Origin of the sequence: Aquimarina sp. U1-2, assembly GCF_017897595.1 — a bacterium.
Lineage (GTDB): Bacteria > Bacteroidota > Bacteroidia > Flavobacteriales > Flavobacteriaceae > Aquimarina.
This window is the reverse complement of sequence record NZ_JAGKIK010000001.1, coordinates 290,042-312,303: the sequence shown is the minus strand read 5'-3', so window position 1 is coordinate 312,303 and position 22,262 is coordinate 290,042. Positions and strand designations below refer to the sequence as shown.

At 34.1% G+C, this 22,262-nt stretch carries 25 protein-coding genes; 12 read left to right on the top strand and 13 right to left on the bottom strand.

All coding sequences use genetic code 11. The annotated features are described in order from the left end of the window. Nucleotides 1-22: 22 nt before the first annotated feature. The 5 genes from J8281_RS01305 to rsfS form a co-directional block, all read right to left on the bottom strand. On the bottom strand, nucleotides 23-670 hold the full coding sequence (locus J8281_RS01305) for a phosphatidylserine decarboxylase family protein (RefSeq protein ID WP_210195780.1): 648 nt from the start codon (nucleotides 668-670) through the stop codon (nucleotides 23-25). Beyond that, the gene (locus J8281_RS01300) at nucleotides 660-1,463 is read right to left on the bottom strand and encodes a phosphatidate cytidylyltransferase (protein ID WP_210195779.1); all 804 of its coding nucleotides are present in this window, start codon (nucleotides 1,461-1,463) and stop codon (nucleotides 660-662) included. Before J8281_RS01300 ends, J8281_RS01305 begins: the two co-directional genes overlap by 11 nt. A gap of 1 nt (nucleotide 1,464) precedes the next feature. Then, a complete protein-coding gene (locus tag J8281_RS01295) occupies nucleotides 1,465-2,076 on the bottom strand; it encodes an LUD domain-containing protein (protein WP_210195778.1) in 612 nt (203 codons plus the stop codon). A 229-nt stretch (nucleotides 2,077-2,305) separates the two neighbouring features. Next, nucleotides 2,306-4,255, bottom strand: a complete 1,950-nt coding sequence (gene ftsH / locus J8281_RS01290; protein ID WP_210195777.1) for an ATP-dependent zinc metalloprotease FtsH — start codon at nucleotides 4,253-4,255, stop codon at nucleotides 2,306-2,308. 13 nt (nucleotides 4,256-4,268) lie between these two features. Further along, nucleotides 4,269-4,640, bottom strand: coding sequence for a ribosome silencing factor (rsfS, locus tag J8281_RS01285; protein WP_210195776.1), 372 nt, complete (start codon nucleotides 4,638-4,640; stop codon nucleotides 4,269-4,271). An 89-nt stretch (nucleotides 4,641-4,729) separates the two neighbouring features. Between rsfS and J8281_RS01280 the strand changes: the two genes are divergently transcribed. Next, nucleotides 4,730-5,461, top strand: coding sequence for a biotin--[acetyl-CoA-carboxylase] ligase (locus J8281_RS01280; protein ID WP_210195775.1), 732 nt, complete (start codon nucleotides 4,730-4,732; stop codon nucleotides 5,459-5,461). 74 nt (nucleotides 5,462-5,535) lie between these two features. Here J8281_RS01280 and J8281_RS01275 read toward each other — a convergent pair whose 3' ends face one another. Both J8281_RS01275 and pyrE read right to left on the bottom strand, forming a co-directional pair. Then, nucleotides 5,536-5,928 (bottom strand): SRPBCC family protein, encoded by a 393-nt coding sequence (locus tag J8281_RS01275; protein WP_210195774.1) that lies wholly within the window; start codon nucleotides 5,926-5,928, stop codon nucleotides 5,536-5,538. A 14-nt stretch (nucleotides 5,929-5,942) separates the two neighbouring features. Beyond that, on the bottom strand, nucleotides 5,943-6,587 hold the full coding sequence (pyrE, locus tag J8281_RS01270) for an orotate phosphoribosyltransferase (RefSeq protein ID WP_210196068.1): 645 nt from the start codon (nucleotides 6,585-6,587) through the stop codon (nucleotides 5,943-5,945). 347 nt (nucleotides 6,588-6,934) lie between these two features. On the opposite strand from pyrE, the gene J8281_RS01265 reads away from it, so the two are divergent. From J8281_RS01265 to J8281_RS01255, 3 genes are all read left to right on the top strand, one after another. Next, nucleotides 6,935-7,483, top strand: a complete 549-nt coding sequence (locus tag J8281_RS01265) for a hypothetical protein (protein WP_210195773.1) — start codon at nucleotides 6,935-6,937, stop codon at nucleotides 7,481-7,483. 5 nt (nucleotides 7,484-7,488) lie between these two features. Further along, on the top strand, nucleotides 7,489-8,184 hold the full coding sequence (locus J8281_RS01260; protein ID WP_210195772.1) for a hypothetical protein: 696 nt from the start codon (nucleotides 7,489-7,491) through the stop codon (nucleotides 8,182-8,184). Between the two features lie 386 nt (nucleotides 8,185-8,570). Further along, nucleotides 8,571-9,179: an NUDIX hydrolase gene (locus J8281_RS01255; RefSeq protein WP_210195771.1), complete on the top strand. Its 609-nt coding sequence runs from the start codon at nucleotides 8,571-8,573 to the stop codon at nucleotides 9,177-9,179. Here the strand turns inward: J8281_RS01255 and J8281_RS01250 are convergent. Continuing rightward, the gene (locus tag J8281_RS01250; RefSeq protein WP_210195770.1) at nucleotides 9,171-10,916 is read right to left on the bottom strand and encodes a M14 family metallopeptidase; all 1,746 of its coding nucleotides are present in this window, start codon (nucleotides 10,914-10,916) and stop codon (nucleotides 9,171-9,173) included. The genes J8281_RS01255 and J8281_RS01250 overlap by 9 nt on opposite strands. 138 nt (nucleotides 10,917-11,054) lie before the next feature. On the opposite strand from J8281_RS01250, the gene J8281_RS01245 reads away from it, so the two are divergent. From J8281_RS01245 to J8281_RS01230, 4 genes are all read left to right on the top strand, one after another. Further along, nucleotides 11,055-12,653: a SulP family inorganic anion transporter gene (locus tag J8281_RS01245; protein WP_210195769.1), complete on the top strand. Its 1,599-nt coding sequence runs from the start codon at nucleotides 11,055-11,057 to the stop codon at nucleotides 12,651-12,653. Nucleotides 12,654-13,042: 389 nt separating this feature from the next. Then, the gene (locus J8281_RS01240; RefSeq protein ID WP_371812566.1) at nucleotides 13,043-13,846 is read left to right on the top strand and encodes a prolipoprotein diacylglyceryl transferase family protein; all 804 of its coding nucleotides are present in this window, start codon (nucleotides 13,043-13,045) and stop codon (nucleotides 13,844-13,846) included. Then, nucleotides 13,836-15,230: a radical SAM protein gene (locus tag J8281_RS01235; RefSeq protein ID WP_210195768.1), complete on the top strand. Its 1,395-nt coding sequence runs from the start codon at nucleotides 13,836-13,838 to the stop codon at nucleotides 15,228-15,230. Before J8281_RS01240 ends, J8281_RS01235 begins: the two co-directional genes overlap by 11 nt. Next, the gene (locus J8281_RS01230; RefSeq protein ID WP_210195767.1) at nucleotides 15,227-15,445 is read left to right on the top strand and encodes a hypothetical protein; all 219 of its coding nucleotides are present in this window, start codon (nucleotides 15,227-15,229) and stop codon (nucleotides 15,443-15,445) included. The genes J8281_RS01235 and J8281_RS01230 overlap by 4 nt, the downstream gene beginning before the upstream one ends. Here the strand turns inward: J8281_RS01230 and J8281_RS01225 are convergent. The 5 genes from J8281_RS01225 to J8281_RS01205 all read right to left on the bottom strand — a co-directional run bounded on the left by J8281_RS01225 (nucleotide 15,442) and on the right by J8281_RS01205 (nucleotide 19,427). Continuing rightward, on the bottom strand, nucleotides 15,442-16,263 hold the full coding sequence (locus J8281_RS01225; protein WP_210195766.1) for a class I SAM-dependent methyltransferase: 822 nt from the start codon (nucleotides 16,261-16,263) through the stop codon (nucleotides 15,442-15,444). The two genes, J8281_RS01230 and J8281_RS01225, sit on opposite strands and share 4 nt — an antisense overlap. 98 nt (nucleotides 16,264-16,361) lie before the next feature. Further along, nucleotides 16,362-16,775: an SRPBCC domain-containing protein gene (locus tag J8281_RS01220; RefSeq protein WP_210195765.1), complete on the bottom strand. Its 414-nt coding sequence runs from the start codon at nucleotides 16,773-16,775 to the stop codon at nucleotides 16,362-16,364. Between the two features lie 204 nt (nucleotides 16,776-16,979). Continuing rightward, entirely contained in the window at nucleotides 16,980-17,549 is a 570-nt protein-coding gene (locus J8281_RS01215; RefSeq protein WP_210195764.1) for a Crp/Fnr family transcriptional regulator, read from the bottom strand. A 367-nt stretch (nucleotides 17,550-17,916) separates the two neighbouring features. Continuing rightward, entirely contained in the window at nucleotides 17,917-18,372 is a 456-nt protein-coding gene (gene coaD / locus J8281_RS01210; RefSeq protein WP_210195763.1) for a pantetheine-phosphate adenylyltransferase, read from the bottom strand. Between the two features lie 62 nt (nucleotides 18,373-18,434). Continuing rightward, the gene (locus J8281_RS01205; RefSeq protein ID WP_210195762.1) at nucleotides 18,435-19,427 is read right to left on the bottom strand and encodes a D-alanine--D-alanine ligase; all 993 of its coding nucleotides are present in this window, start codon (nucleotides 19,425-19,427) and stop codon (nucleotides 18,435-18,437) included. 172 nt (nucleotides 19,428-19,599) lie between these two features. On the opposite strand from J8281_RS01205, the gene J8281_RS01200 reads away from it, so the two are divergent. The 4 genes from J8281_RS01200 to J8281_RS01185 all read left to right on the top strand — a co-directional run bounded on the left by J8281_RS01200 (nucleotide 19,600) and on the right by J8281_RS01185 (nucleotide 22,151). Next, entirely contained in the window at nucleotides 19,600-20,193 is a 594-nt protein-coding gene (locus J8281_RS01200) for a PASTA domain-containing protein (RefSeq protein ID WP_210195761.1), read from the top strand. Between the two features lie 11 nt (nucleotides 20,194-20,204). Further along, a complete protein-coding gene (locus tag J8281_RS01195) occupies nucleotides 20,205-21,242 on the top strand; it encodes an RluA family pseudouridine synthase (protein WP_210195760.1) in 1,038 nt (345 codons plus the stop codon). 151 nt (nucleotides 21,243-21,393) lie between these two features. After that, entirely contained in the window at nucleotides 21,394-21,585 is a 192-nt protein-coding gene (locus J8281_RS01190) for a cold-shock protein (RefSeq protein WP_066314082.1), read from the top strand. Between the two features lie 161 nt (nucleotides 21,586-21,746). Beyond that, complete coding sequence (locus J8281_RS01185; protein WP_210195759.1) at nucleotides 21,747-22,151, top strand: VOC family protein; 405 nt, start codon at nucleotides 21,747-21,749, stop codon at nucleotides 22,149-22,151. The last annotated feature ends 111 nt before the right edge of the window (nucleotides 22,152-22,262 follow it).

The following is a 22,262-nucleotide window of genomic DNA, read 5'->3' as shown; positions in this document are numbered from 1 at the left end:
ATGATAAAACTATGTATTGCGGTTACACAGAAGCGATAACACTTTCTCCTCCCTTAACCTTTTGATTTAGGGTCACATTTACCTGGGTGCCGATAGGTAAAAATACATCTACTCTAGAGCCAAATTTGATAAAACCACTGTCTGAGCCTTGAATTACCTTTTCTCCCTCTTTGGCGTAGTTTACAATTCGTTTGGCAAGAGCGCCGGCTATTTGTCTATACAATATGGCCACAAGATTATTTTGCACCACTACTGTGGTTCTTTCATTTTCTTCTGATGCTTTGGGATGCCATGCCACGAGGTATTTACCAGGATGATATTTGCTAAATACCACTTCGCCAGTAATAGGATGTCTAGTTACATGTACATTAATAGGAGACATAAAAATTGATACCTGTAATCGTTTGTCTTTAAAATGTTCATTTTCAAGCACCTCTTCAATAACTACGACTTTACCATCTACGGGAGCTACAACAGTAGTATCGTCTACTACAGTTTTTCTCTTTGGATTTCTAAAAAACTGTAATATCAAAATAAAGAAGACTAAGGTAATTACAAATATGGCCAGTTGCCATTCTTTACTCTGAATAGATACATAAGAAGCCACATTTATTCCTAAGAATACTACTATAGCTACCGAAATAATTTTATACCCTTCTTTATGAAACATAATTTAGAATTTGTAAAAATGCATATAAAAACGGACTTGCGAATATAACACTATCTAACCGATCGTAAATTCCTCCATGTCCTGGCATTATAGTGCCGCTATCCTTAACACCCGCCTGTCTTTTAAACTTCGATTGAATTAAGTCTCCCAAAGTTCCAAAAATACTCATAATTATACTTATAATCAACCAAATCATTACGGATAATGTATTCGATAGCACAGCGATTAAGTAACCTGCTAGTAATGAAAAGATGAAGCCTCCGATAAAACCTTCAATTGTTTTTTTTGGAGATATTCTTTCTAGTAATTTATGTTTGCCAAAATTCTTTCCTATCAAATAAGCAAATGTATCGTTTGTCCAGGTAATCAAAAAAGCACCTGCAATAATAAGTGGTTGATATTCTCCAGAATAATTAGGGACAAGTGTCAAAAAAATAATACAAGTCGTAAGATAAAAAATACTGGTTCTATATTTGCGCTGTTCGAACATGGGGATAATACGAATGGTCACCAAATCTTTTACCAGAAATAGCTCTGTAATTATAGTGAGTATCAAAAACGGAATAATAAGATAGAGCAAATCCTGAAATAGATGTAAAATCATAAAAAGGACAATAAAAATCAGGTATAATCTTTTGTTGGTTAGATGAATTAATTTCTGAAATTCGTAGACCGAAATCATTCCGAATACCAAAAAGATCCCTAAAAATGTATATTTTGAAACAAAAATAGATAGCAATAATATAGAGACATATAAAAAGCCCGATAGAGATCTTGTAAGTAGTTCCTTCATATTATAAATCTTCCAACAGCAGCAAATATAGATTTTTTGAACTACTTCCATAGCTTAAGAAATCCTTTTCTTTTTGCGGTTCGAAGTCTTTAATTGTTGTAATATTTGAAGGAATAGAATTTTTATTTTTATTTTTAATACCTTTTAAGCCTTCTCCGATGCTTTTAACCAATTGACTGGTAGATGCTAAAATGACGAAATTATCAGGTAATTCGGTAAGCTTTTTTTCTCTTAATTGGTTAGATGAAACTAATATAGCACCGCTATCTGCAATTAAATATTCGCAAGTAGCAAAAAAGAAAGATCCCGAAGAGCGTTTAATAAAGTTGAGATTGAAACCTGAAAATTTATGCTCTAAGCCAATATCAAAACAGCATACATCCTTCTCGTACCAATTGTTTTCTAGAAGAATTTTGTCAAAAGAATCTAAAACTTCATCATCTTGGTCGCAATATAGAAATTTACCTCCATTCCTTTTAAAATTCATCATAAAGCTTTCATCGATCGGTAAATCGATTTCGGGCATATATTTACTACGATCCTCTATGTGGCGTTCCTTACTCTTTTGGTCTGATTTAGATTTTGAAAAAAAAATTCTTCTAAATAGACTCATTTTGTGGTTTATGCTTGTTGAATTACAATTTTTCTATTTGAACATCTACTTTTTTATTGCTGAACCAAAATATACATATTTTGCTCCGTTCTTTTTAAACGAACTAATGTAAACCAGTTCCCTATAAAAAAGTCCCTTAGTGTTCTTATTCTCAAAGATAAAAAAATCTTAACCGAATTTTCTGATTCGATTAAGATTTTTTAATGTACTAGTAAAAATGTATTGTCGTCTATGAGGGTTCGGGAATAATTTCCTCTTTTTTACCAAAAGGTCGTTCTCCGAATATTTTTTCTAAATTATCTTTAAAAATAACTTCCTTTTCCAGAAGAACCTCTGCTAGTTCTGTCAATTTATCTTTGTTTTTCTCTAGTAATTTAATTGCTCTTTGATATTGTTCTTCTACAATATTAGAAATTTCTTTATCGATAAGCTCACTGGTTTGCTCACTATAGGGTTTTGTAAAATTGTATTCACTTTGGCCAGACGAATCATAGTAGGTTAAGTTACCTACTTTGTCATTAAGACCATATATAGTAACCATGGCACGAGCCTGTTTGGTAACTTTCTCTAAATCACTTAAGGCTCCTGTAGAAATTTCATCAAAAATAACCTTTTCTGCTGCTCGACCTCCTAGTGCGGCACACATTTCATCAAGCATTTGATTAGGTCTTACGATAAGTCGTTCTTCTGGTAGATACCAGGCTGCTCCCAAAGACTGCCCTCTTGGTACGATTGTAACTTTAACCAATGGCGCTGCGTGTTCTAACATCCAACTTACGGTTGCATGTCCCGCTTCATGAAAAGCAATTGCACGTTTTTCTTCTGGAGTAATGATCTTATTCTTTTTCTCTAGTCCGCCTACAATTCTATCTACCGCGTCAAGAAAATCTTGCTTGCCTACCGCTTTATTTCCTTTTCTAGCGGCTATCAACGCAGCTTCATTACATACATTGGCAATATCTGCTCCAGAGAATCCAGGTGTCTGTTTGGCTAGAAACTCTGTATCCAGTTCGTTTTCAACCTTTTTTAAAGGTTTTAAGTGAACTTCGAAGATTTCTTTACGTTCTCTCACATCAGGTAAGTCTACATAGATCTGTCTATCAAATCGACCTGCTCTCATCAATGCTTTATCCAGTACGTCAGCCCTATTGGTAGCTGCTATTACGATTACATTTGTATTCGTTCCAAAACCATCCATTTCCGTAAGTAGCTGATTTAATGTGTTTTCTCTTTCATCATTAGATCCAGAAAAGTTGCTTTTACCTCGAGCTCTACCTATAGCGTCTATTTCGTCTATAAAAATGATAGCCGGAGACTTTTCTTTGGCTTGTTTAAATAGATCTCGTACTCTGGATGCACCAACACCTACAAACATTTCTACAAAATCAGATCCAGACAATGAAAAGAACGGCACTTTAGCTTCACCAGCTACTGCTTTGGCAAGTAGGGTTTTACCTGTACCAGGAGGACCTACCAACAAGGCACCTTTAGGTATTTTACCTCCAAGCGAAGTATATTTCTCTGGGTTTTTTAGAAAATCCACAATTTCTTGAACTTCTTCTTTTGCTCCTTCGAGACCGGCAACATTTTCAAAAGATACTTTAACCTCTGTATTTTGATCAAAAAGTTTAGCTTTTGATTTTCCTATGTTAAAAATTTGTCCTCCAGCACCGCCACCAGTGCCACCACTCATTCTTCGCATGATAATAATCCATACTCCTATAATAAGTGCAAAAGGTAGTAGTGTGATAAAAATTTCTCCCCAAACATTACTTTCGGTATCATAATTCACCTGTGTCTCCAGGTTATTTTGTTTTTTGATTTGTGCAATTTCGTTTTCAAAATTTTGCAAATCTCCGAATTCAAATTGGTAGTCAGGATCATTAGGGCTTGTTGGTAATATCGAATTGCCTTTTTTACTTTTGTGTTTGTCTAGCGATTTTGCTTCTCGAGTAAGAAAAACTTTTGCAAGTCGACGATTTATGATCACAACTTTATCAACTTCTCCGTTGCTTAAGTATTCTTTAAATTCTGATGGAGAAGTTTTAGGAGCTGATCCCAAACCGCTTCCGCCCATAAAATTTAATACTAAAAAACCTACAATAATAACAGCATAAATCCAATATGCACTAAATTTTGGTTTTTTATTAGGTTCTGTTTTTTTATTCTCTTTAGCCATTTACGGTTTTCTTTTAATAATTTGTCTCGATAACTGTTGTTTTTGCGTCTCCCCATAATCCTTCAATATCATAAAATTCTCTAATATGCTTTTGAAAGACATGTACAACGACATGAACATAATCAATTAATACCCATTCTGCGTTTTCGCTGCCCTCTATATGCCAAGGCTTATCTTTAAGCGCTTTGCTTACGGTTTTTTGAATAGAATTTACGATTGCATTTACTTGAGTGTTAGAAGTTCCGTTGCAGATTACGAAGTAATTACATACTGTATTTTCGATATCTCTTAAATCTAAAATATTAATGTCACTACCTTTAACTTCTTCAATACCTTTAATGATTTGAGTAATTAATTGATCAGTACCGATTTCTTTTTTTGTCATGCATTTTTTTAATTTGTGTAAAGTTATTACTTTTTATTAGTTTAATGTTCGTATCGTACTTACATTTATGAAACTTTTACACCTTTGTAATGGATATAATCAAAGTTGATGCCATTGACTCTACAAACCGGTTTTTAAGGGAATTAAATCGGGAAAAAGCTTTAGTTTCACCAGTTTGTGTTTTGGCTAGAGAACAATTTTCTGGTAAAGGTCAAATGGGTACAACATGGCAAAGTGAAGCGGGGAAGAACCTTACGTGTAGTGTGTTTATGAAGGTCGACAACTTTGAGCTAGCACAACAATTTTATATATCGATAGCTGTTTCATTAGCTGTATGTGATACATTGAGGGCGCTAGGTGTTCAAAAATTATCTGTTAAATGGCCAAACGACATTCTGTCAGACAAACAAAAAATATGTGGGATTCTGATAGAAAACATAGTTAAAAATGGCAGTTTAATTGGCGTCATTATCGGTATTGGAATCAACGTCAATCAAACAAAATTTTATAATCTTCCGCAAGCCGCATCATTAAAACAAATTCTCGGTAAAAGTTTGAACATTGACGAAGTGTTACATATTTTAGTAACCCAATTAGAAAAAAGATTTTCACATTTGAAAGTTGCTAATTTTGAGATGTTGAAAAACGAGTATAAAAACGTATTGTTTAGAAAAAGTAAACCTTCTACATTTCAAGATGTATCGGGCAATGCTTTTGTTGGGATCATACAATCGGTCACTGATCAAGGAAAACTTCAGGTGCTTTTAGAAGATGAAATCATCACAGATTTTGACTTGAAAGAGATTAAATTGCTATATTAATCAATAGAATTTTCCCAAGACTCTGTCTTGACGTAATTCATGTATACCACTACATTAAAAAGCTTTACATCACTTTATAATTTGCTGATATTTTCACTTAGGGTATTGATAAAATTTTGAATAGGACTTTTGATCATCATCGACATCATGGCATTAAATTCACCATTAAAAGTTAGCTTTGCTGTACTTTTATTATTTTCTAAGGCAATAATATCAGCTGTTAGTGTAAAGGGTAGCTTATCACTTGCCGCACCCAGTACTACTTGACTGGTAGGTGTACTATCTTTTTGATCGAGTACTAATTCTGGCATTCCTTTTAACTGAAAAAGAAATCGAGAATCACTAATTTTTTCAAACTTTTGTTTGCTTTCTGGCATCAATTGTTCAAAATTTTCAACTTTTGTTAAAAATGCAAATACTTCTTCGGTACTTTTATTTACGGTTACCGTAGGGCTTTCTAGATTCATAGTTTTTTAAGTAATTAGTATGTATTCCAATTAGAGGGATCAACCCTCCAGTTTTGCAGTGTGGTTAACCACTCTTTGGTAATATAATTTGTATCAAGAGCTTGGTCCAGCAGATGTTCATAATTGCTAAGGGTATGTAGTGCCAATCCTGCAGTTTCAAAGTTATCATGAGCTACATCAAAACCATAATTAAAAATGGCAACCATGCCTTTTACGTCGGCTTCAACTTCTTTTAGTGCTTTTACAGCATTTAAACTGCTTTTTCCTGTACTGATTAAATCCTCTACAACAACCACACTTTTTCCTTTGGGCTCTATACCTTCTATCTGGTTTTTTCTACCATGTTTTTTGGGTTCGGGTCGCACATAGATAAAAGGGAGATCAAGCTCTTGTGCTACGAGCATGCCTATCCCGATTGCACCTGTAGCAACACCAGCGATCACATCTGGTTTGCCGTATTTTTTTTCTATAAAACTTGAAAGGTGTTGTTGTAAGTATGTGCGCACTTCAGGATAAGAAAGCGTAACTCTATTATCACAATAAATTGGAGATTTCCAACCTGATGCCCAGGTAAAAGGTTCTTGTGGTTGCAATTTTATTGCATTAATTTGTAACAGTAATTCAGCTGTTTTTTTTGCTGTATCTTTATCAAAAATCATAAGCGCAAATGTATACATTTTAATAGTGGACTTACAATTTTTTTAGATATTATTTGGGGTTACATGTAACGCGTTGCTAGATTGATTTATACGTTTAAATTTTAATAAGTATTTGGTAGTAAGATAATTATAAAATTGAGAACGTACGTAACCGCTACGCTCTCACATTAAAAATTTCAAACATCCTCGTTTGGTAAAGAAATTTTTGAAATTTTATTACTATTCGTTTCATCTTAGTCATCCTATTTTTTAAAGCAAGTATTGATTTATTTTGATAACTACACGATTTTATCTATCCTTGAGCTTCTTTTTGTAAGAGATAGTTTTTTAATCATTCTGAAATATACATGAGATATTCAACAATATTGGTTTTTATCTTAATTTTTTCTGAGGTTACTGCACAACAACAAACTCAGATACAACCTTCTCTAGAAAATCATCTACTAAAAGGTAGTTTGCTGTTTTTTCCTTCCATTTCATATGAAGGAAAAATTGCCAAAGATCACGCCTATAAGTTAGAAGTGGGTACGTCACCTACTTTATTTCAGTTTTTTGATCAATTTAGACTGGGTGTGTTTTTAAAATTAGAAGCACAATACAAATATTACTATAATCTGAAGCGACGTGCTTCAAAAGGAAAAATGACCAATGGTAACTCTGGTAATTTTATAAATTTGATGTTCCAGTATAACGATGATCAAGACTTGTTTGGGGGTACAGAAAGATTAGAAGATACGTATTTCGTGGGACCTGCCTGGGGTTTTCAACGCACGTATCCCTCTGGATTTAATTTTCTTGTAGAATTGGGTATCGGTTATCAGCACACTGTTGATGACGGTGGAAGACCGCTCCCGATTATCGGATTTGAACTGGGATGGGTCTTATTTAAAAAATAATCGTAATGTATAAATATAGTATTGTTTTATGCCTAATCCCAGCGTTTTTAGGTGCTCAAGAAATCAAAACTAACTTCTGGGATCAAACAGCACTATTTGCAGAAGCGTCAATATATAGACATACCCGATTTGAAGATAACATTTTTACAGAAGGTGAAATAGGAGTTGGATTCTTTACCTCTACCTGGGTGTCTCCAGAAATTAGCTTGGCGTATACGCTAGGATCTATACATCAAGAAGCATATGCTAATGAGTTTCAACTTGAAAATTTTCCGGTCGCAATTTTAGAAACGCAATTTGATACTTTTACAATAGCAATAGGGACAAAATTTTCCTTTTTTAAGAGAGATGAACGTATATGGTGGACGTTTCTTCCTAAGTTTCATTATGGATCAAATAGACTACAATCGGGATACAATGAATTAGACGATTCGGCAGCTTTTTATCGCTTAATAGAATTTCAGGAGAACTCAAAAAATATACGTTACTTTTCCTTCGGTTTAGGCATTGAAGGATATATTACTGAATCTGAAAAATTTTCACTAGGTTTTGCCATCAAGTATACTACGCTATCTATTAATGATCAATTGCAAAATATTGAGTTTTCTACACCCAATATCTCAGTTGCCAACACGAATACACAAACTCTGGGGGTAGCTTTAAAATTTTACTTTTTTCCTTTTAAAAAGGAAGCCTTATAAGTGAACTGGTATAAAACCAAATCTACCATAAAATAACACAAATCTTTTTGTTCATTTTCCCTCCTACTTCATCGAAAAATAATTACGTAGCTGTTGTGCTATGCAATAATTTTACGGCTTCGAAGGAGAGAAAAGTAACTTCGCATCTTTTATGCCATTTTAAAGCAGATTTGGTATAACCCATTTTATTCTGGCTAACTAATCGATTTTTCAAAAAGATAGGGTTAAAGGTGTATTCTCAAGGGGAAAGAGAAAAAAAATAAATGATTATTTGATTATCTTTCTTAAAAACATAGTTTTATACCTAATAAGTTAACACGTATTAGTTTTTTTAAATAAGTTTATAAAATGTTGACTTATTGTTTTTTACATTTAAATTGTGGTTTATGTATAAAGTTTTTGTGAATAATACACCTATTATTCTATCTACAAAAAAGTCTATAGAGGGGTATATAACCATCCCAATTAAAAAGGTGAATTTTCCTGTTATCATAAGAGATGTTTTAGCCAAAGAAAGCGAAGGAGAGAACGCAAAATATCATTTTTATCATAAGAACGAAGATAAATTAGTAGCACATTTATATGCAAAACTTCCTGTAGTTGTTGCCGGAGGCGGAAAAGTATATAACACAAAAATGGAAATTTTATTTATTAAACGCAACGGAAAATGGGATTTGCCAAAAGGTAAGATTGAGAAAAAAGAACATATTGAAACGGCTGCAAAACGAGAAGTTGAAGAAGAAACAGGCGTAACAGATTTAGAGATTACCAAGTTTTTATATAAGACTTACCATGTATTTAAAAGAAATGGAGCGTTTCGTTTAAAAGTGACCTATTGGTTCGAGATGAAAACCACTTTTGATGGCAAACTCGTGCCTCAAAAAAATGAGGGGATTACCAAAGTACGATGGAAAGATAAAAAGAAAGCTAAAAAAGCACTAACCGATTCTTATGCAAATATCAAGAAACTTTTTTCTCACGATTACCTAACGTAAAATACGATATATAGGGTATCGCATATGTGCTTTTTCGTAATGATTAGATTGTTTATGCAGCCAATCCAGTTGTGCATACCAATTGTTAGCAAAATCGGTATCCTTTTTCATGGTTTCGAATCTTTTTCTTAAATCTTCATCATCTTTGAGCATCTCAGCTGCCTTATCTTCCCAAACATATGGCGAAAATCCTTCTTTTTGTTGTAAAATGGTGTCAAAAAAATTCCAATTAAAAAATGAATCAGGTGCTTCGGGTTCGAGAGTTTCTAAGAGGTACCTTAATCCAGGTTGATTTGTTGTGATGAGAATATCTCCCTTTCTAAACGAAATGTTTTGGTTGCTTTTAATTACCGATGTTTCATAATGTAAATAATGACCTTCAAAAGGATTTTTTCGCGTTTTATACGCTTTAATATGATAGGTTTCTACAATCATGGTGCTATCTCTTTCTAAAACATTAAATTCGATTTGATTAAGTTTCATTAACTCAATTACGTGCCACCATCCTTTTGGTATCACATAAGCCTTCGGAATTTCTATTGTCATGGTCGGAACAACATAATTTTGATACGCAACTTCTTTAACAAAGGGTTGATTTTGGTCGTATTTTAGTCGTTTCGCTCCTGTAATTTCACTATCGATAAATTTACCTTCATACCCTTTAAATTGTAGGGCCGTCGATCGGGTTGTATCTATTTTCCATTGAATAGGATATGTTTTTTGTTTGTTTTGTGCGATGAATGCTTTTTTGCGTAATGAACGTATCTGTTCTCCATCGTTTTCAACAATTTCTAGCATTGAGCTCATGAGTTCATAAGTACCCAGTACTCTTTTTTTATAGGGTTTTAACATATGGGTTTCTACCATCATGCCCAACGTATTCCATAGTGTGGTATACCCGGTAGAATATCTTGGAGAATCCATAAATTGTGACCATCCTTGATCTGGTGTGCTACCCCAAACATTAACATAGGGTGTAATATCCCAATTTTTATTTTTTAAAGAATTTTCTAATTGTGGTTGCATTTGCGTATGAAGATAATTGCCTAATTCACCTCCTAATTTAGTATGTTGCGTAAATAGATGTGTTAAAGTATATTGATAATCGGCCCCATTACTTACGTGATTGTCTATAAATACATCTGGTTTCATTAAATGAAAGATTTTCGCGAACGATTGTGCATTTTTGGTATCACTTTTTATAAAATCCCTATTTAAATCATAATTTCGAGCATTTCCTCTAAATCCGTACGCAACAGGACCATTTTGATTGGTTCTTGTTCCTGTATTTCTATGTAGTGCTCCTCCTATGTTATAAACAGGTATTGTAGCGAGAACCGTTCTTTTAGGAAATTGTAATTTCCCTTCAACAAGGTCTCTAAATAATAACATCGTAGCATCAATACCATCACTTTCTCCGGGATGAATACCGTTATTAATAAGTATAATCTGTTTATGTTCTCGAATCGTATCAAAGTCAAACTCCAAGTCTGGATTTAAAATCACAAGATGTAAGGGCTTTCCGCTATCTGTGATTCCTATTTCTTGAATATCAATTTCCGGATATACATTTGCCAGCGATGTATAAAAGGTAATTACTTCATCATAGGTTGCGGTTTCAACACCTTTACTTTTTTCAAAAGTAGTTGTAAAATCAATAGTATTCTTATTTCTTTTTTCAGAAGTGGTACAGGAGAAAAAAAATAAAAAACTTAGGATAAATAATAGTTTTGGCATGATTCAAAAATAAGATAGCCAAATATACTAAGTTTTAAAAACTAAAAATTGCTAATATGTGGTTGTAAACAATAGAAACAGTTTACACTTGCGGTACTGCAAAATAAACGTATTTTTGCCCCCTTATACATTGCAATTATGACAGAGTTTGTTAAGAAACGGGTGGCTAATGCCAAAAATGATATTTTATCAGGATTAACGGTAGCACTGGCTTTGGTGCCAGAAGCAGTAGCATTTGCATTTGTTGCCGGAGTTGATCCTTTGGTAGGTTTGTATGCAGCATTTATGATCGGATTGATTACTTCGATTTTTGGAGGTCGGCCAGGTATGATCTCTGGTGCAACAGGTGCTTTGGCTGTAGTAATGGTAAGCCTTGTAGCTGAAGGTAATGCAATGGGAGCTCAGGGTGAAGAGTTAGGTTTGTACTATCTTTTTGCGACAGTAATTGTAATGGGTATGATACAAATGCTTGCCGGAATTTTAAAATTAGGAAAATTTGTACGATTAATTCCCCACCCCGTAATGATGGGATTCGTCAATGGTCTGGCAATCGTTATTTTTCTTTCTCAATTAGGCATGTTTAAAAAGTTTGTAAACGGGGATAAAGTGTGGATGCAAGGTTCAGAATTAGGGTTGATGCTGGGATTGGTGTTGCTTACAATGTTGATCATGTGGGGACTGCCAAAATTAAAAGCTACCGCCAAACTTCCGGAAGCGCTCATTGGTATTGTAGTGGTTTCTTCTATTGTAATTCTTGGTAAATTGGATGTAGCTACTGTAGGAAGTTTTATTAGAGATGGTGGAGGAGAAGGACTTAAAGGTGGCTTGCCTCAATTTCAGGTAGCTATATTTCAGAAAATACCTATGTCGTGGGAGACGTTAAAATTTATTGGGCCATATGCCTTGATATTAGCTGCGATCGGACTTATTGAATCCCTAATGACCCTAAACCTTATTGATGAACTAACAGAAACCAGAGGAAACTCAAATAGAGAATGTCTAGCGCAGGGAGGTGCAAACATTATTACCGGTTTTTTTGGGGGTATGGGGGGTTGCGCGATGATAGGGCAATCAATCATCAATATTAAAGGAGGCGGGCGCACAAGGCTTTCTGGTATTGTTGCAGCTGTTACATTATTATTGTTTATTCTTTTTGCATCGGGATTGATAGAACAGGTGCCTATTGCAGCCTTAGTGGGAGTGATGTTTATGGTGGTTATTGGTACTTTTGCATGGTCTAGCTTTCGCATTATAAACAAAATACCGCTAACCGATGCTATTGTGTTGGTTGCAGTCTCTTCTCTCACTGTGTTTTTCGATTTGGCTGTGGCTGTAATTGCCGGTGTTATCATGTCTGCTCTAGCTTTTTCCTGGGAAAATGCGAAGCGTATTCGAGCCAGGAAGCATACAAAAGAAGACGGAACTAAGGTATATGAGATCTGGGGACCTCTTTTCTTCGGAAGTATACAGGCCTTTAACAGTAAATTTGATGTGGCGAATGATCCTGATCGTGTAGAAATTGATTTTATAGAATCTCGTGTAAGTGACCATTCAGCTCTGGAGGCTATTTGGGCTTTGGTCGGAAAATATGAAGAAGCCGGTAAAAAAGTAAAAATAAAACACCTTAGCGAAGAATGCCAGGCATTAATGATCAAAGCATCCCCAAGATTAGCAAGCGTAATAGAGCACGATGTAGATGATCCAAGATATCATGTGATGGCTAAGGTAATGGAGTAAATAAAGTAGCATAAAAAACGTATTGCAGGTTTTCTTTTTCGGAAGGATGAAAAGTCGATATTTTCAGATATATTTTTGAATATCCGCTATCAATTATAAAATTAACTTTAATGTATGGTTGTGTGCAGTAGAGACCTGATTTTAAGCTCGTTGGATTTACTAACCTCTCAACTGTGCTTAAGGAGATAGTGGGATACCATTGATTACGGATATTCATTATAAACTTTTATCTTTAACCCGCTTTATGCATTAGAAAATCTATTACGGCTTTAAACTGCTGCAAAACCAAGCACTACGTTGTATTTTTAAGTTTCACCGTAGCGATGCTATGCTGAAACTTAGAAAACACTTGGTTTTATGGCATTTTCAACCCTCATAACGAAATTCTAATGCATAAAGCGGGTTTAAGTATCACTATTACGCTTATATATAATTTGGTAGTACTAAAATGTATGGATATTCCTTTTGAACCTGTCATTTTTGATGTTAAACTGAATGTTCATCTCATTTTAGAATATGCTGCCTTCTTTAGTGGATTTCGATATTACGTATACCTTAAAAAAAGAACTCATGATCCTATTTCAAGTACAAATCGATTATCGATTGTAATAGGTGCAATTTTTGGAGCTTTTCTAGGATCTAGAATCTTCGGGTTTTTAGAGCATCCTTTTTTCTCTTCAGATCTAGATGGTCTTTTGATGGTACTCAATACAAAAACGATTATGGGAGGGCTATTTGGCGGACTTCTCGGGGTCGAACTAGCAAAAAAAGTAATAGGTGAAAAAAAATCCTCGGGCGATGTATTTACTTTTCCTATAATTCTAGGGATTCTCATCGGGCGAATAGGTTGTTTTTTTGCAGGGATCAACGAATTTACCTACGGCAATAAAACTGATTTTTTCCTGGCGATGGATCTTGGTGATGGGTTACCAAGACACCCTATTGCGCTCTACGAAATTATTTTCCTGATACTTTTATGGGTCTTTTTGAGGTATCTTCAGAATAGTAGAACATTACCAAATGGATGGTTATTTCAGTATTTTATGATCCTTTATTTTACATTTCGATTCATGATAGAATTCTTAAAACCCAATACATTTTATATTTTCGGATTGAGTAGTATTCAGTATTTGTGTATCTTATGCTGGATTTATTATCATAAAACGATCCGAAAATCATTGTATGCCAACTAGAAACTATACGTATTACGATTTCACTTTAAGTTTGTGCCCTACGTGTCTTAAAAGAGTAGACGCCAAAATAGTTTTTGAAGATGATAAGGTGTTTATGCTCAAACGTTGTCCCGAGCATGGTAGATCAAAGGTCTTAATTGCAGATGATGTAGCGTATTATAAAAACCTTCGGAATTATAATAAACCATCAGAGTTTCCTTTTAAATTCAATACGACAACAGATTATGGTTGCCCTTATGATTGTGGTTTATGCCCTGATCACGAGCAACATTCTTGTCTTACGATTATCGAAGTTACAGATCGTTGTAACCTAACCTGCCCTACATGTTATGCTTCTTCTTCTCCGCATTACGGTCGCCATCGTACTATCGAAGAAATCAAAAAAATGTTGGATGCGATTGTCGAAAACGAAAAAGAACCCGATGTCGTACAAATTAGTGGGGGCGAACCTACGGTACACCCTCAATTCTTTGAAATTTTAGACTATGCCAAATCATTACCTATTCGACACCTTATGTTGAATACAAATGGAGTTCGTATTGCAAAAGATAAAAGGTTTGCTGAACGCCTGGCAGGTTATATGCCAGATTTTGAGATTTATTTGCAATTTGACTCTTTACAAGTAGAAGTGCTTAAAAAGCTAAGAGGAGAAGATGTAACTACCGTTCGAAAGCTGGCCATTGCCAACCTTAATCAGTTTAATCTTTCTACTACTTTGGTGGTCACTTTAGAAAAAGGTCTTAATGATGATGAGATAGGAGATATACTTGCTTATGCAATTAAGCAAAAATGTGTACGTGGTGTTACTTTTCAGCCTACACAAATAGCTGGGCGTCTTGAAGATTTTGACGCACAAACCAGTAGAATCACGCTTACCGAGGTAAGAAGAAAAATTTTGGAACAATTTCCGGTTTTTAATGCCGATGATTTGATTCCTGTACCCTGTAATCCAGATGCTTTGGTTATGGGGTATGCTTTAAAAAATGAAGATGGTATTTTACCACTAACCCGATATATAAACCCTGCTGATTTATTGGATAATGGCAAGAATACCATTGTTTATGAGCAAGATCAAGAACTGCATGGTAAAGTTTTAGAATTATTTAGTACCGGAAATTCGGTAGCGGTAGCCTCAGAAAACTTGAAATCTATTATGTGTTGCCTTCCAGAGATCGATGCTCCTGACTTAGGGTATGATAATCTGTTTCGAATCATAATTATGCAATTCATAGATGCCTACAATTTTGATGTACGGGCGATAAAAAAATCTTGCGTTCATATCGTAAATAAAGATTACAAAATTATTCCTTTTGAAACCATGAATTTATTCTACAGAGATGATAAACAAAAGTACCTTGAAAAACTTAGAAACGAAACAATATGACACTAGATGCAATCTTATTTGAGCCTGGAAGTCTTGACGGTATAATTTATATAATTTTAGCAATACTTCTAGGGCCACCGGCGTTTCTTTCTTTTATCGGGTTTTTATTGTTTTACAATCGCCAACGTAAAGCCGGCAAAGTATTTTTCATATTAGCCGGAATTTACTTAGTTGTTGGATTAGGGATTTGTGGAGTGATGATGTCTGGATTCTAATTTTTTTTTAAAAGAAACATCGTTTCATTAAGAATTTCAGATTTACTTTGGATATCATATTCAGATAGGTAAATTTTTGATAATTCAAATTCATCAATCTTTTCAATTACTTTATATCCGCTTATGGCATGAAAATATGATTCCTCTAGAGTTTGGTGATGAAATGAATCATGAGTGTCATTATTACTATCAAAATAATGTAATAAACGTTTATATACGGCCGTATGTTCAACTTCAGGTAGGTATGTTACCACACCCACAATATCTCCTGGTTTTTGCAACTTTTTAAATACGTCGAACAGCATACGGGTAGTTTCAAGATCCAAGAAAAATAATACTCCTTCCAATAAAATAAAGGTAGGATCTTTTTTAATAAGAGATTTTATTGTTTTTACGATGTCATTAAAACTATGTTTGTTGAAGTTAATAGCCGCATAATCTAATTGGCGAGCTGGTAATTTACCATCTTTTATCCAACGTGCTATTTTCTGTTTTTTGTACTCAATAATATCTTTTTTATCAATTTCAATGGTAGCCACAGCATTACTTAATGAAAATTGATACATACTAAATCCTGATCCGAAGTTAATGAATGTTCCTCCCTTATGATTAGAAAAAAAAGCATTCATCCGCTCATAAAAATAACGGTTTCTTAGGCTATGCAAAATTGCCTCGTATATGGATACTTTTTCAAATATTTCGTGAATAATGGCATCTGTTGCAGCGTTGTTCCACATTTTGGCATAAATATCTTTACTAACATCTTCATGATGCGATCTATAGGTTGAGACGATAAAAGCGGTTTCATGTATTTGCATATGATAAGATCATTTCTAGTTTTTTAAAATTATTAAATAATCGCTAGCTACACTAGAATTGATAAGAGATTTTTTTTATTAGAGCTAAATTAAAAGCGCTATTTTTCAGCAATTTCTTTAATTTTTTTGTTCATCGCTTCAAAGCCTTGTTTCGTAGAGGTAAGCAGCTTCCTCTTGAATATAGGAACTAAAATCCCGCTAAATTTTTCTGAATGTAAAAAAGTAAGAGTTCCGTTACCGTGATCTTCAATCTTAAATCTGTGTTCACCAGCAAACAAGCCTTTGTATAAAAAACTCCCTAACCATTTAAATTCATTATTCATCTTAAGCGAGGTGACTACAGGAGTAAACGTCATCTCTGGTAGTACTATTTTGATCGTATGACCAATTTTTGGCTCTCCGTGTATCTTTTTTATAAAGGGATTCCATTGCGGATAGTTGTCAAAATCCATAAGAATTTGCCATACTTTTTGAGAAGTGGCTTTAATTTTAATTTCAGTTTTAATTTCCATAGTAGTATGTTTTTACTGGATAATACCTCTAGGCTGCCTTGAAATTGAAAAATTATTTCAACGATTGCCTCGTGAGCTTACCCCGAGGTAGTTTACTGAACCTATCTTGACTTTTTGTTTTTAAGGAAACGGAAAAAATTAAGATGAGTTCATTATTATTTCTACAAATTTCAAATACTACAAACTAGAAATACTTGATCTATATCAAGAAGTTCCTTTTTTACGAATTCGACTTAAAGTTTCTGGAGTCATACCTAACATTGATGCTAAGTATTGTAAAGGAATTTGATTAAAAAGCATAGGGTTTTCAGAAAACAGTTCTTGATAACGTTCTTCTGCCGATTTGGATAATTGATGAAAAATTCGATTTTCTAAAGTGACAAAACATTTCGCTATAAATAATTTTTCAATAGTATCCCATTTGGCGATATAGTTACCAAGGTTTTGATAGTCTGATCGTTTAATAGTATACAAACTACAATCTGTTAACGCCTGAATATTAAAACGGGAAGGGGTGCCAAACAATAAGCTCGAGAGATCGGTAACAAAATATCCTGGTGTTGATATCCATTGTGTAACTTCTTTATGTTCAGTCTCTGCAAAAACTCTTAGATACCCCGAATGTATAAAGCTTAGTTGATTACAATAGTTTCCTTTTTCTACAAAAAACTCTCCTTTTGGCAATGTGTGTTCTAAAAAGAATCTGGAAATTTGATTCGTTTCTTCAACAGTAACTCCGAAATAATTATTTATAAATTGATGTAATTCTTTCATACGTTTAAATTCTTTATTGATTGTTCGTTATTATACCTAAAATTTAACTGAGAAGTCATCCTGAATTCATTTCAGGATCTCATTACGTTTATTTTCAGACATTGAGATGAAAAGCTGAAACAAGCCTGTGCTGAACTCGTTTCAGTATTCAGCTTGACGTAGACTCCAGCGCTCTATCTCATCTGTCGCTACCGTGCCATCGTCTTCAACGGAAGGGAGGCAAAAGTCTCCTCTTGAGAGCAGATGTAGAGAAGTGTAAGCTATCACTGATCATAAATATCCCGGAAAGTAGTATCTGAGACTTAGATGGGTAACCCTAAAAAATTTCAAACCAGTTCAATAGCAAAATAGCCTTATCAATCACGGCTTATTTAATGTTTACCGTATCTGGAACTAGTCCTGAAAAATCTCCTCCGTTTCTAATCACATCTCGAACGATAGAAGACGAGATGTAACTTTTACCCGATGAGGTTAATAAGAATACGGTTTCAATTTCAGACAATTTACGATTGGTATGTGCGATAGCTTTTTCGAATTCAAAATCTGCCGGATTTCGAAGTCCTCTTAATATAAAACTCGCCTGCTGTTGTTTACAAAAATCAACGGTTAGTCCTTTGTACGTCATAACCTTTATTTTGTATTCACCTATAAAGGATTTCTCGATGAACTGTTTTCTTTCTTCTAATGAGAACATATATTTTTTATCGGCATTGATTCCTATAGCAATAATGATCTCGTCAAAAAGGGTTAACCCTCTTTTAATAATATCGTAATGTCCTAATGTAATGGGATCAAAAGACCCGGGAAAAACAGCTCTTCTCATGAGTAAGTAATGATTGGTGTATATGCAAAGATAGGAATGAATTTAAAATGATATATCTAAATTCAGAATTCAGAATTCTGAATTATAATAGCTTCTTCAATAGTATTCGATAATAAATCCTGTATACTGATGCCAGCTGCTAATGCTTGTTGTGGTAATATACTAGCTTCGCTAAATCCGGGTGTAGTGTTAATTTCGATAAAATGAGGTTCTCCTTTATGAAAAATATACTCACTTCTCGAAAACCCCTTGATCTTGAGTATTCGATATATACGTAAGGCGAGTTCTTGTACTTTTTTTGTGTCTTCGGGTGTAAGTCGAGCCGGAGTAATTTCTTGTGATTTGCCCTGATATTTGGCTTCATAATCAAAGAATTCATTTTCTGAAACAATTTCAGTAATCGGAAGCACTACATACTCTCCTTTATATGTGATTACTCCTACAGATACTTCCGTTCCGCTTAAAAAAGACTCAATAATGATCTCATCATCTTCCTGGTAAGATAGCTCGATAGCCGGAAGTAGCTCTTCAGCCTTTTTAACCTTAGAAATTCCGAAACTACTACCCGCTTTATTTGCTTTTACAAAACAGGGTAGGCCTACTCGATCCAAAATTTCATTTACGTTTATATGATCACCTTTATTCAACAAGTAATTGATTGCAGTCGGTATGCCATAGGGTTTTAATGTACTTATACAGTCTCTTTTATTAAAAGTAAGAGCCGCAGCGTAAAATCCACATGATGTTTGAGGAATACCTATTAGTTCAAAATAAGCCTGTATCAAACCATCTTCACCCGGGGTGCCATGAATGCTATTAAACGCAACATCAAAGTTAACTTTAGTCCCGTTATGTAACAATGAGAAATCATTTTTATCAACAACATGTTTTTGTTCGTGATCATCTAGAAAATACCAACTCTGTTTTGTGATATATATTCGATAAGGGTTATATTTTGTGCGGTCCAGATGTTTGTATACGACATTTCCGCTTTGAATCGATATATCAAATTCACTGGAATAGCCTCCCATTAAAATAGCGATATTTTTCTTCATTCAAGTTGCTTTTATTGAACTTATATTGACTTTTTTGATTCCGTAAAAAAGATCATTTTGCTACTAATTATAAAAAGTCAAGATGATTTCATTAACAAAAATATCATTTATCTCATAACAAAGGGGTATAACCTTCCGTTTTTATATATTTGTCCAAATTATGCAAACGTTTATGAATAAAGTTGTCGATTTTTTTAAAGGACTTTTTAAATTTATTTATAGCAAAATATTCTTGATACAGGTGGTGATAGCTATTGCGATGCTGGCTATACTCTCGTATATCGCGTTAGAGTGGTTAGAAAGTACAACCAATCATGATCAGCGTATCGTAGTTCCTAGTTTAAGTAAAAAGAATTTGGACCAGGTAGAAAAGATTCTTTCTGAAAAAGATTTACGGTACGAGGTACAAGATTCTGCCAGTTTTAATCCAGACTACCCTAGGTATTCTGTTATTGAACAAAATCCTGTACCAGGTAGTGAAGTGAAAGAGAATCGTAAAATATATGTAACGCTCAATCCTTCTGGGTATAGAAAGATTGAAGTGCCTAATGTAGTGCTTCAAACACGTAGACAAGCCGAACCGAAATTGAAAGCTATCGGATTTAAAATAGGAACAGTTACCTACAAACCTAACATGTCTGACCAGGTTTTAGAATTAAGGCACAAAGGAAAAAAATTAGAACCGGGTTCTATGTTAATGAAAACTTCTACGATCGATCTGGTCGTTGGGGATGGTAAAGGACTTAAATTAAATCTTTCTAATTAATACAATTTGTCTTGGAAGAACATCCAGAAAGTAAAGATTTTGATCAAACGGAAGATGATCTTTACGAGCATCATCGTTTTGTAGCAGGAGCCGGACAAGTACCTTTGCGTGTCGATAAGTTTTTAATGAATTTTGTAGAAAATGCAACCCGTAATAAGATACAGCAAGCTGCAAAAAATGGAAGTGTATTTGTAAATGATATCCCTGTAAAATCAAACCACAAAGTCAAACCCCATGATGTAGTTAAAGTGCTCTTCTCTCATCCGCCATATGAGAATCTACTTACTCCAGAAAATATTGAGTTAGACATTGTATACGAGGATGAGGTAGTATTGGTCGTGAACAAACCAGCAGGAATGGTAGTACACCCTGGTCACGGTAATTATTCTGGTACGTTGATCAATGCTTTAATTTATCATTTTGATCATCTTCCTAATAATAGTAGTAACCGTCCTGGTTTGGTACATCGTATTGATAAAGATACGAGCGGTCTTTTGGTAATTGCCAAAACCGAAAAAGCAATGACCCATCTGGCAAAACAATTTTTTGATAAAACCAGTGAACGGGAATACGTTGCTTTGGTTTGGGGAGTTATCACAGAAAACCAAGGAACCATTATAGGTAACATAGGCAGACATCCCAAAAACAGATTACAAAATACAGTTTTTGAAGGAGAGGATGCAGAGAAAGGTAAACCTGCAGTAACACATTATAAAGTAATCGAACGTTTGGGTTATGTCACGCTGGTTTCTTGTCGACTAGAAACCGGTAGAACCCACCAAATAAGAGTACATATGAAACACATGGGTCATACTCTTTTTAACGACGAGCGATACGGAGGCGAAAAAATACTAAAAGGTACCACGTTCACAAAATACAAGCAATTTGTAGAAAATTGTTTTAAAGTACTGCCGCGGCAGGCACTACATGCAAGAACACTAGGCTTTGAGCATCCTGTTACTGGCAAAAAAATGCTTTTTGAAACTGAAATTCCGGAGGATATGGCACAATGTGTTGAGCGATGGAGAAATTATGCCAAAAACCGATAGCAAAATATACTGGAAACATGAATTGCGTTGATCATAACCAGACAATTTTATACTTTTCAAAGTATTAAATTAAGGTTAATAAAAGTTTTATTTTGAAATAAATACGGATTCCTAGACAATTAATAGTACATTTGTCTTTTAATAATTTATAATGAATAAAGGAACAGTAAAATTTTTCAATGATTCCAAAGGATTTGGATTCATTACAGAAGAAGGATCAAACAAAGATCACTTTGTACACATCTCTGGATTAATCGATGAGGTTCGAGAAGGAGATGAAGTTGAGTTTGACCTTAAAGAAGGTAAAAAAGGATTAAACGCAGTAAATGTTAAAGTGATTTAATATATACGAATTAATTTTTTTAGTACAGCCCGCTCGCTTTTGAGTGGGCTTTTTTATTTTGAACCTAAAATAATCTCAAATTATATAACGATAGTTACTGTATATAAATGTTTTAATATAGTGTTGCTATTTTTCAATAATTTAGACTATAAATTTTCAATATGGATGTTCGTCGAATAGGATATATTTTATATGTAAAAAAGTATACCGAGTGTATTGCGTTTTATCAAAATATCCTGGAGTTAAATATTCTGTTTAAAAATAACGAATTGACCTGTTTTGATCTTTTTGGAACTTATCTAATGGTAGAAAAAGAAGACAGGAATGAGTTTTTAGTTCTTACCGATGATCATGAAAAAGCGTTTAGCTGTCTACGTATTCATGTAGATTCAGTTTTAAAGTGGGTAAACATTCTAAAAGCTAAAGGGCTGGATATAGATTATAGAGAACATGATTGGGGCACCGTTGCTAAATTTTTTGATCCAGATGGCAACCTTTTAGCGTTAAAAGATGAAGCAACTTTTACCAGACAGATGAAGGAATACGATTTTTCGAACTCAAAATAACTTTTTTTAATACTAATACCAAATCTACTATAAAATGGCATAAAAGATGCGAAGTTGCTTTTCTCTTCTTCGAAGCCGTAAAATTATTGCATAGCCATAGCTACGTAATTA

Bases quoted from the DNA above. Each gene is read 5' to 3' on its own strand.
- J8281_RS01305 (WP_210195780.1), bottom strand. From the start codon at position 670: ATGTTTCATAAAGAAGGGTATAAAATTATTTCGGTAGCTATAGTAGTA.
- J8281_RS01300 (WP_210195779.1), bottom strand. From the start codon at position 1,463: ATGAAGGAACTACTTACAAGATCTCTATCGGGCTTTTTATATGTCTCT.
- J8281_RS01295 (WP_210195778.1), bottom strand. From the start codon at position 2,076: ATGAGTCTATTTAGAAGAATTTTTTTTTCAAAATCTAAATCAGACCAA.
- ftsH (WP_210195777.1), bottom strand. From the start codon at position 4,255: ATGGCTAAAGAGAATAAAAAAACAGAACCTAATAAAAAACCAAAATTT.
- rsfS (WP_210195776.1), bottom strand. From the start codon at position 4,640: ATGACAAAAAAAGAAATCGGTACTGATCAATTAATTACTCAAATCATT.
- J8281_RS01280 (WP_210195775.1), top strand. From the start codon at position 4,730: ATGGATATAATCAAAGTTGATGCCATTGACTCTACAAACCGGTTTTTA.
- J8281_RS01275 (WP_210195774.1), bottom strand. From the start codon at position 5,928: ATGAATCTAGAAAGCCCTACGGTAACCGTAAATAAAAGTACCGAAGAA.
- pyrE (WP_210196068.1), bottom strand. From the start codon at position 6,587: ATGATTTTTGATAAAGATACAGCAAAAAAAACAGCTGAATTACTGTTA.
- J8281_RS01265 (WP_210195773.1), top strand. From the start codon at position 6,935: ATGAGATATTCAACAATATTGGTTTTTATCTTAATTTTTTCTGAGGTT.
- J8281_RS01260 (WP_210195772.1), top strand. From the start codon at position 7,489: ATGTATAAATATAGTATTGTTTTATGCCTAATCCCAGCGTTTTTAGGT.
- J8281_RS01255 (WP_210195771.1), top strand. From the start codon at position 8,571: ATGTATAAAGTTTTTGTGAATAATACACCTATTATTCTATCTACAAAA.
- J8281_RS01250 (WP_210195770.1), bottom strand. From the start codon at position 10,916: ATGCCAAAACTATTATTTATCCTAAGTTTTTTATTTTTTTTCTCCTGT.
- J8281_RS01245 (WP_210195769.1), top strand. From the start codon at position 11,055: ATGACAGAGTTTGTTAAGAAACGGGTGGCTAATGCCAAAAATGATATT.
- J8281_RS01240 (WP_371812566.1), top strand. From the start codon at position 13,043: ATGCATAAAGCGGGTTTAAGTATCACTATTACGCTTATATATAATTTG.
- J8281_RS01235 (WP_210195768.1), top strand. From the start codon at position 13,836: ATGCCAACTAGAAACTATACGTATTACGATTTCACTTTAAGTTTGTGC.
- J8281_RS01230 (WP_210195767.1), top strand. From the start codon at position 15,227: ATGACACTAGATGCAATCTTATTTGAGCCTGGAAGTCTTGACGGTATA.
- J8281_RS01225 (WP_210195766.1), bottom strand. From the start codon at position 16,263: ATGCAAATACATGAAACCGCTTTTATCGTCTCAACCTATAGATCGCAT.
- J8281_RS01220 (WP_210195765.1), bottom strand. From the start codon at position 16,775: ATGGAAATTAAAACTGAAATTAAAATTAAAGCCACTTCTCAAAAAGTA.
- J8281_RS01215 (WP_210195764.1), bottom strand. From the start codon at position 17,549: ATGAAAGAATTACATCAATTTATAAATAATTATTTCGGAGTTACTGTT.
- coaD (WP_210195763.1), bottom strand. From the start codon at position 18,372: ATGAGAAGAGCTGTTTTTCCCGGGTCTTTTGATCCCATTACATTAGGA.
- J8281_RS01205 (WP_210195762.1), bottom strand. From the start codon at position 19,427: ATGAAGAAAAATATCGCTATTTTAATGGGAGGCTATTCCAGTGAATTT.
- J8281_RS01200 (WP_210195761.1), top strand. From the start codon at position 19,600: ATGAATAAAGTTGTCGATTTTTTTAAAGGACTTTTTAAATTTATTTAT.
- J8281_RS01190 (WP_066314082.1), top strand. From the start codon at position 21,394: ATGAATAAAGGAACAGTAAAATTTTTCAATGATTCCAAAGGATTTGGA.
- J8281_RS01185 (WP_210195759.1), top strand. From the start codon at position 21,747: ATGGATGTTCGTCGAATAGGATATATTTTATATGTAAAAAAGTATACC.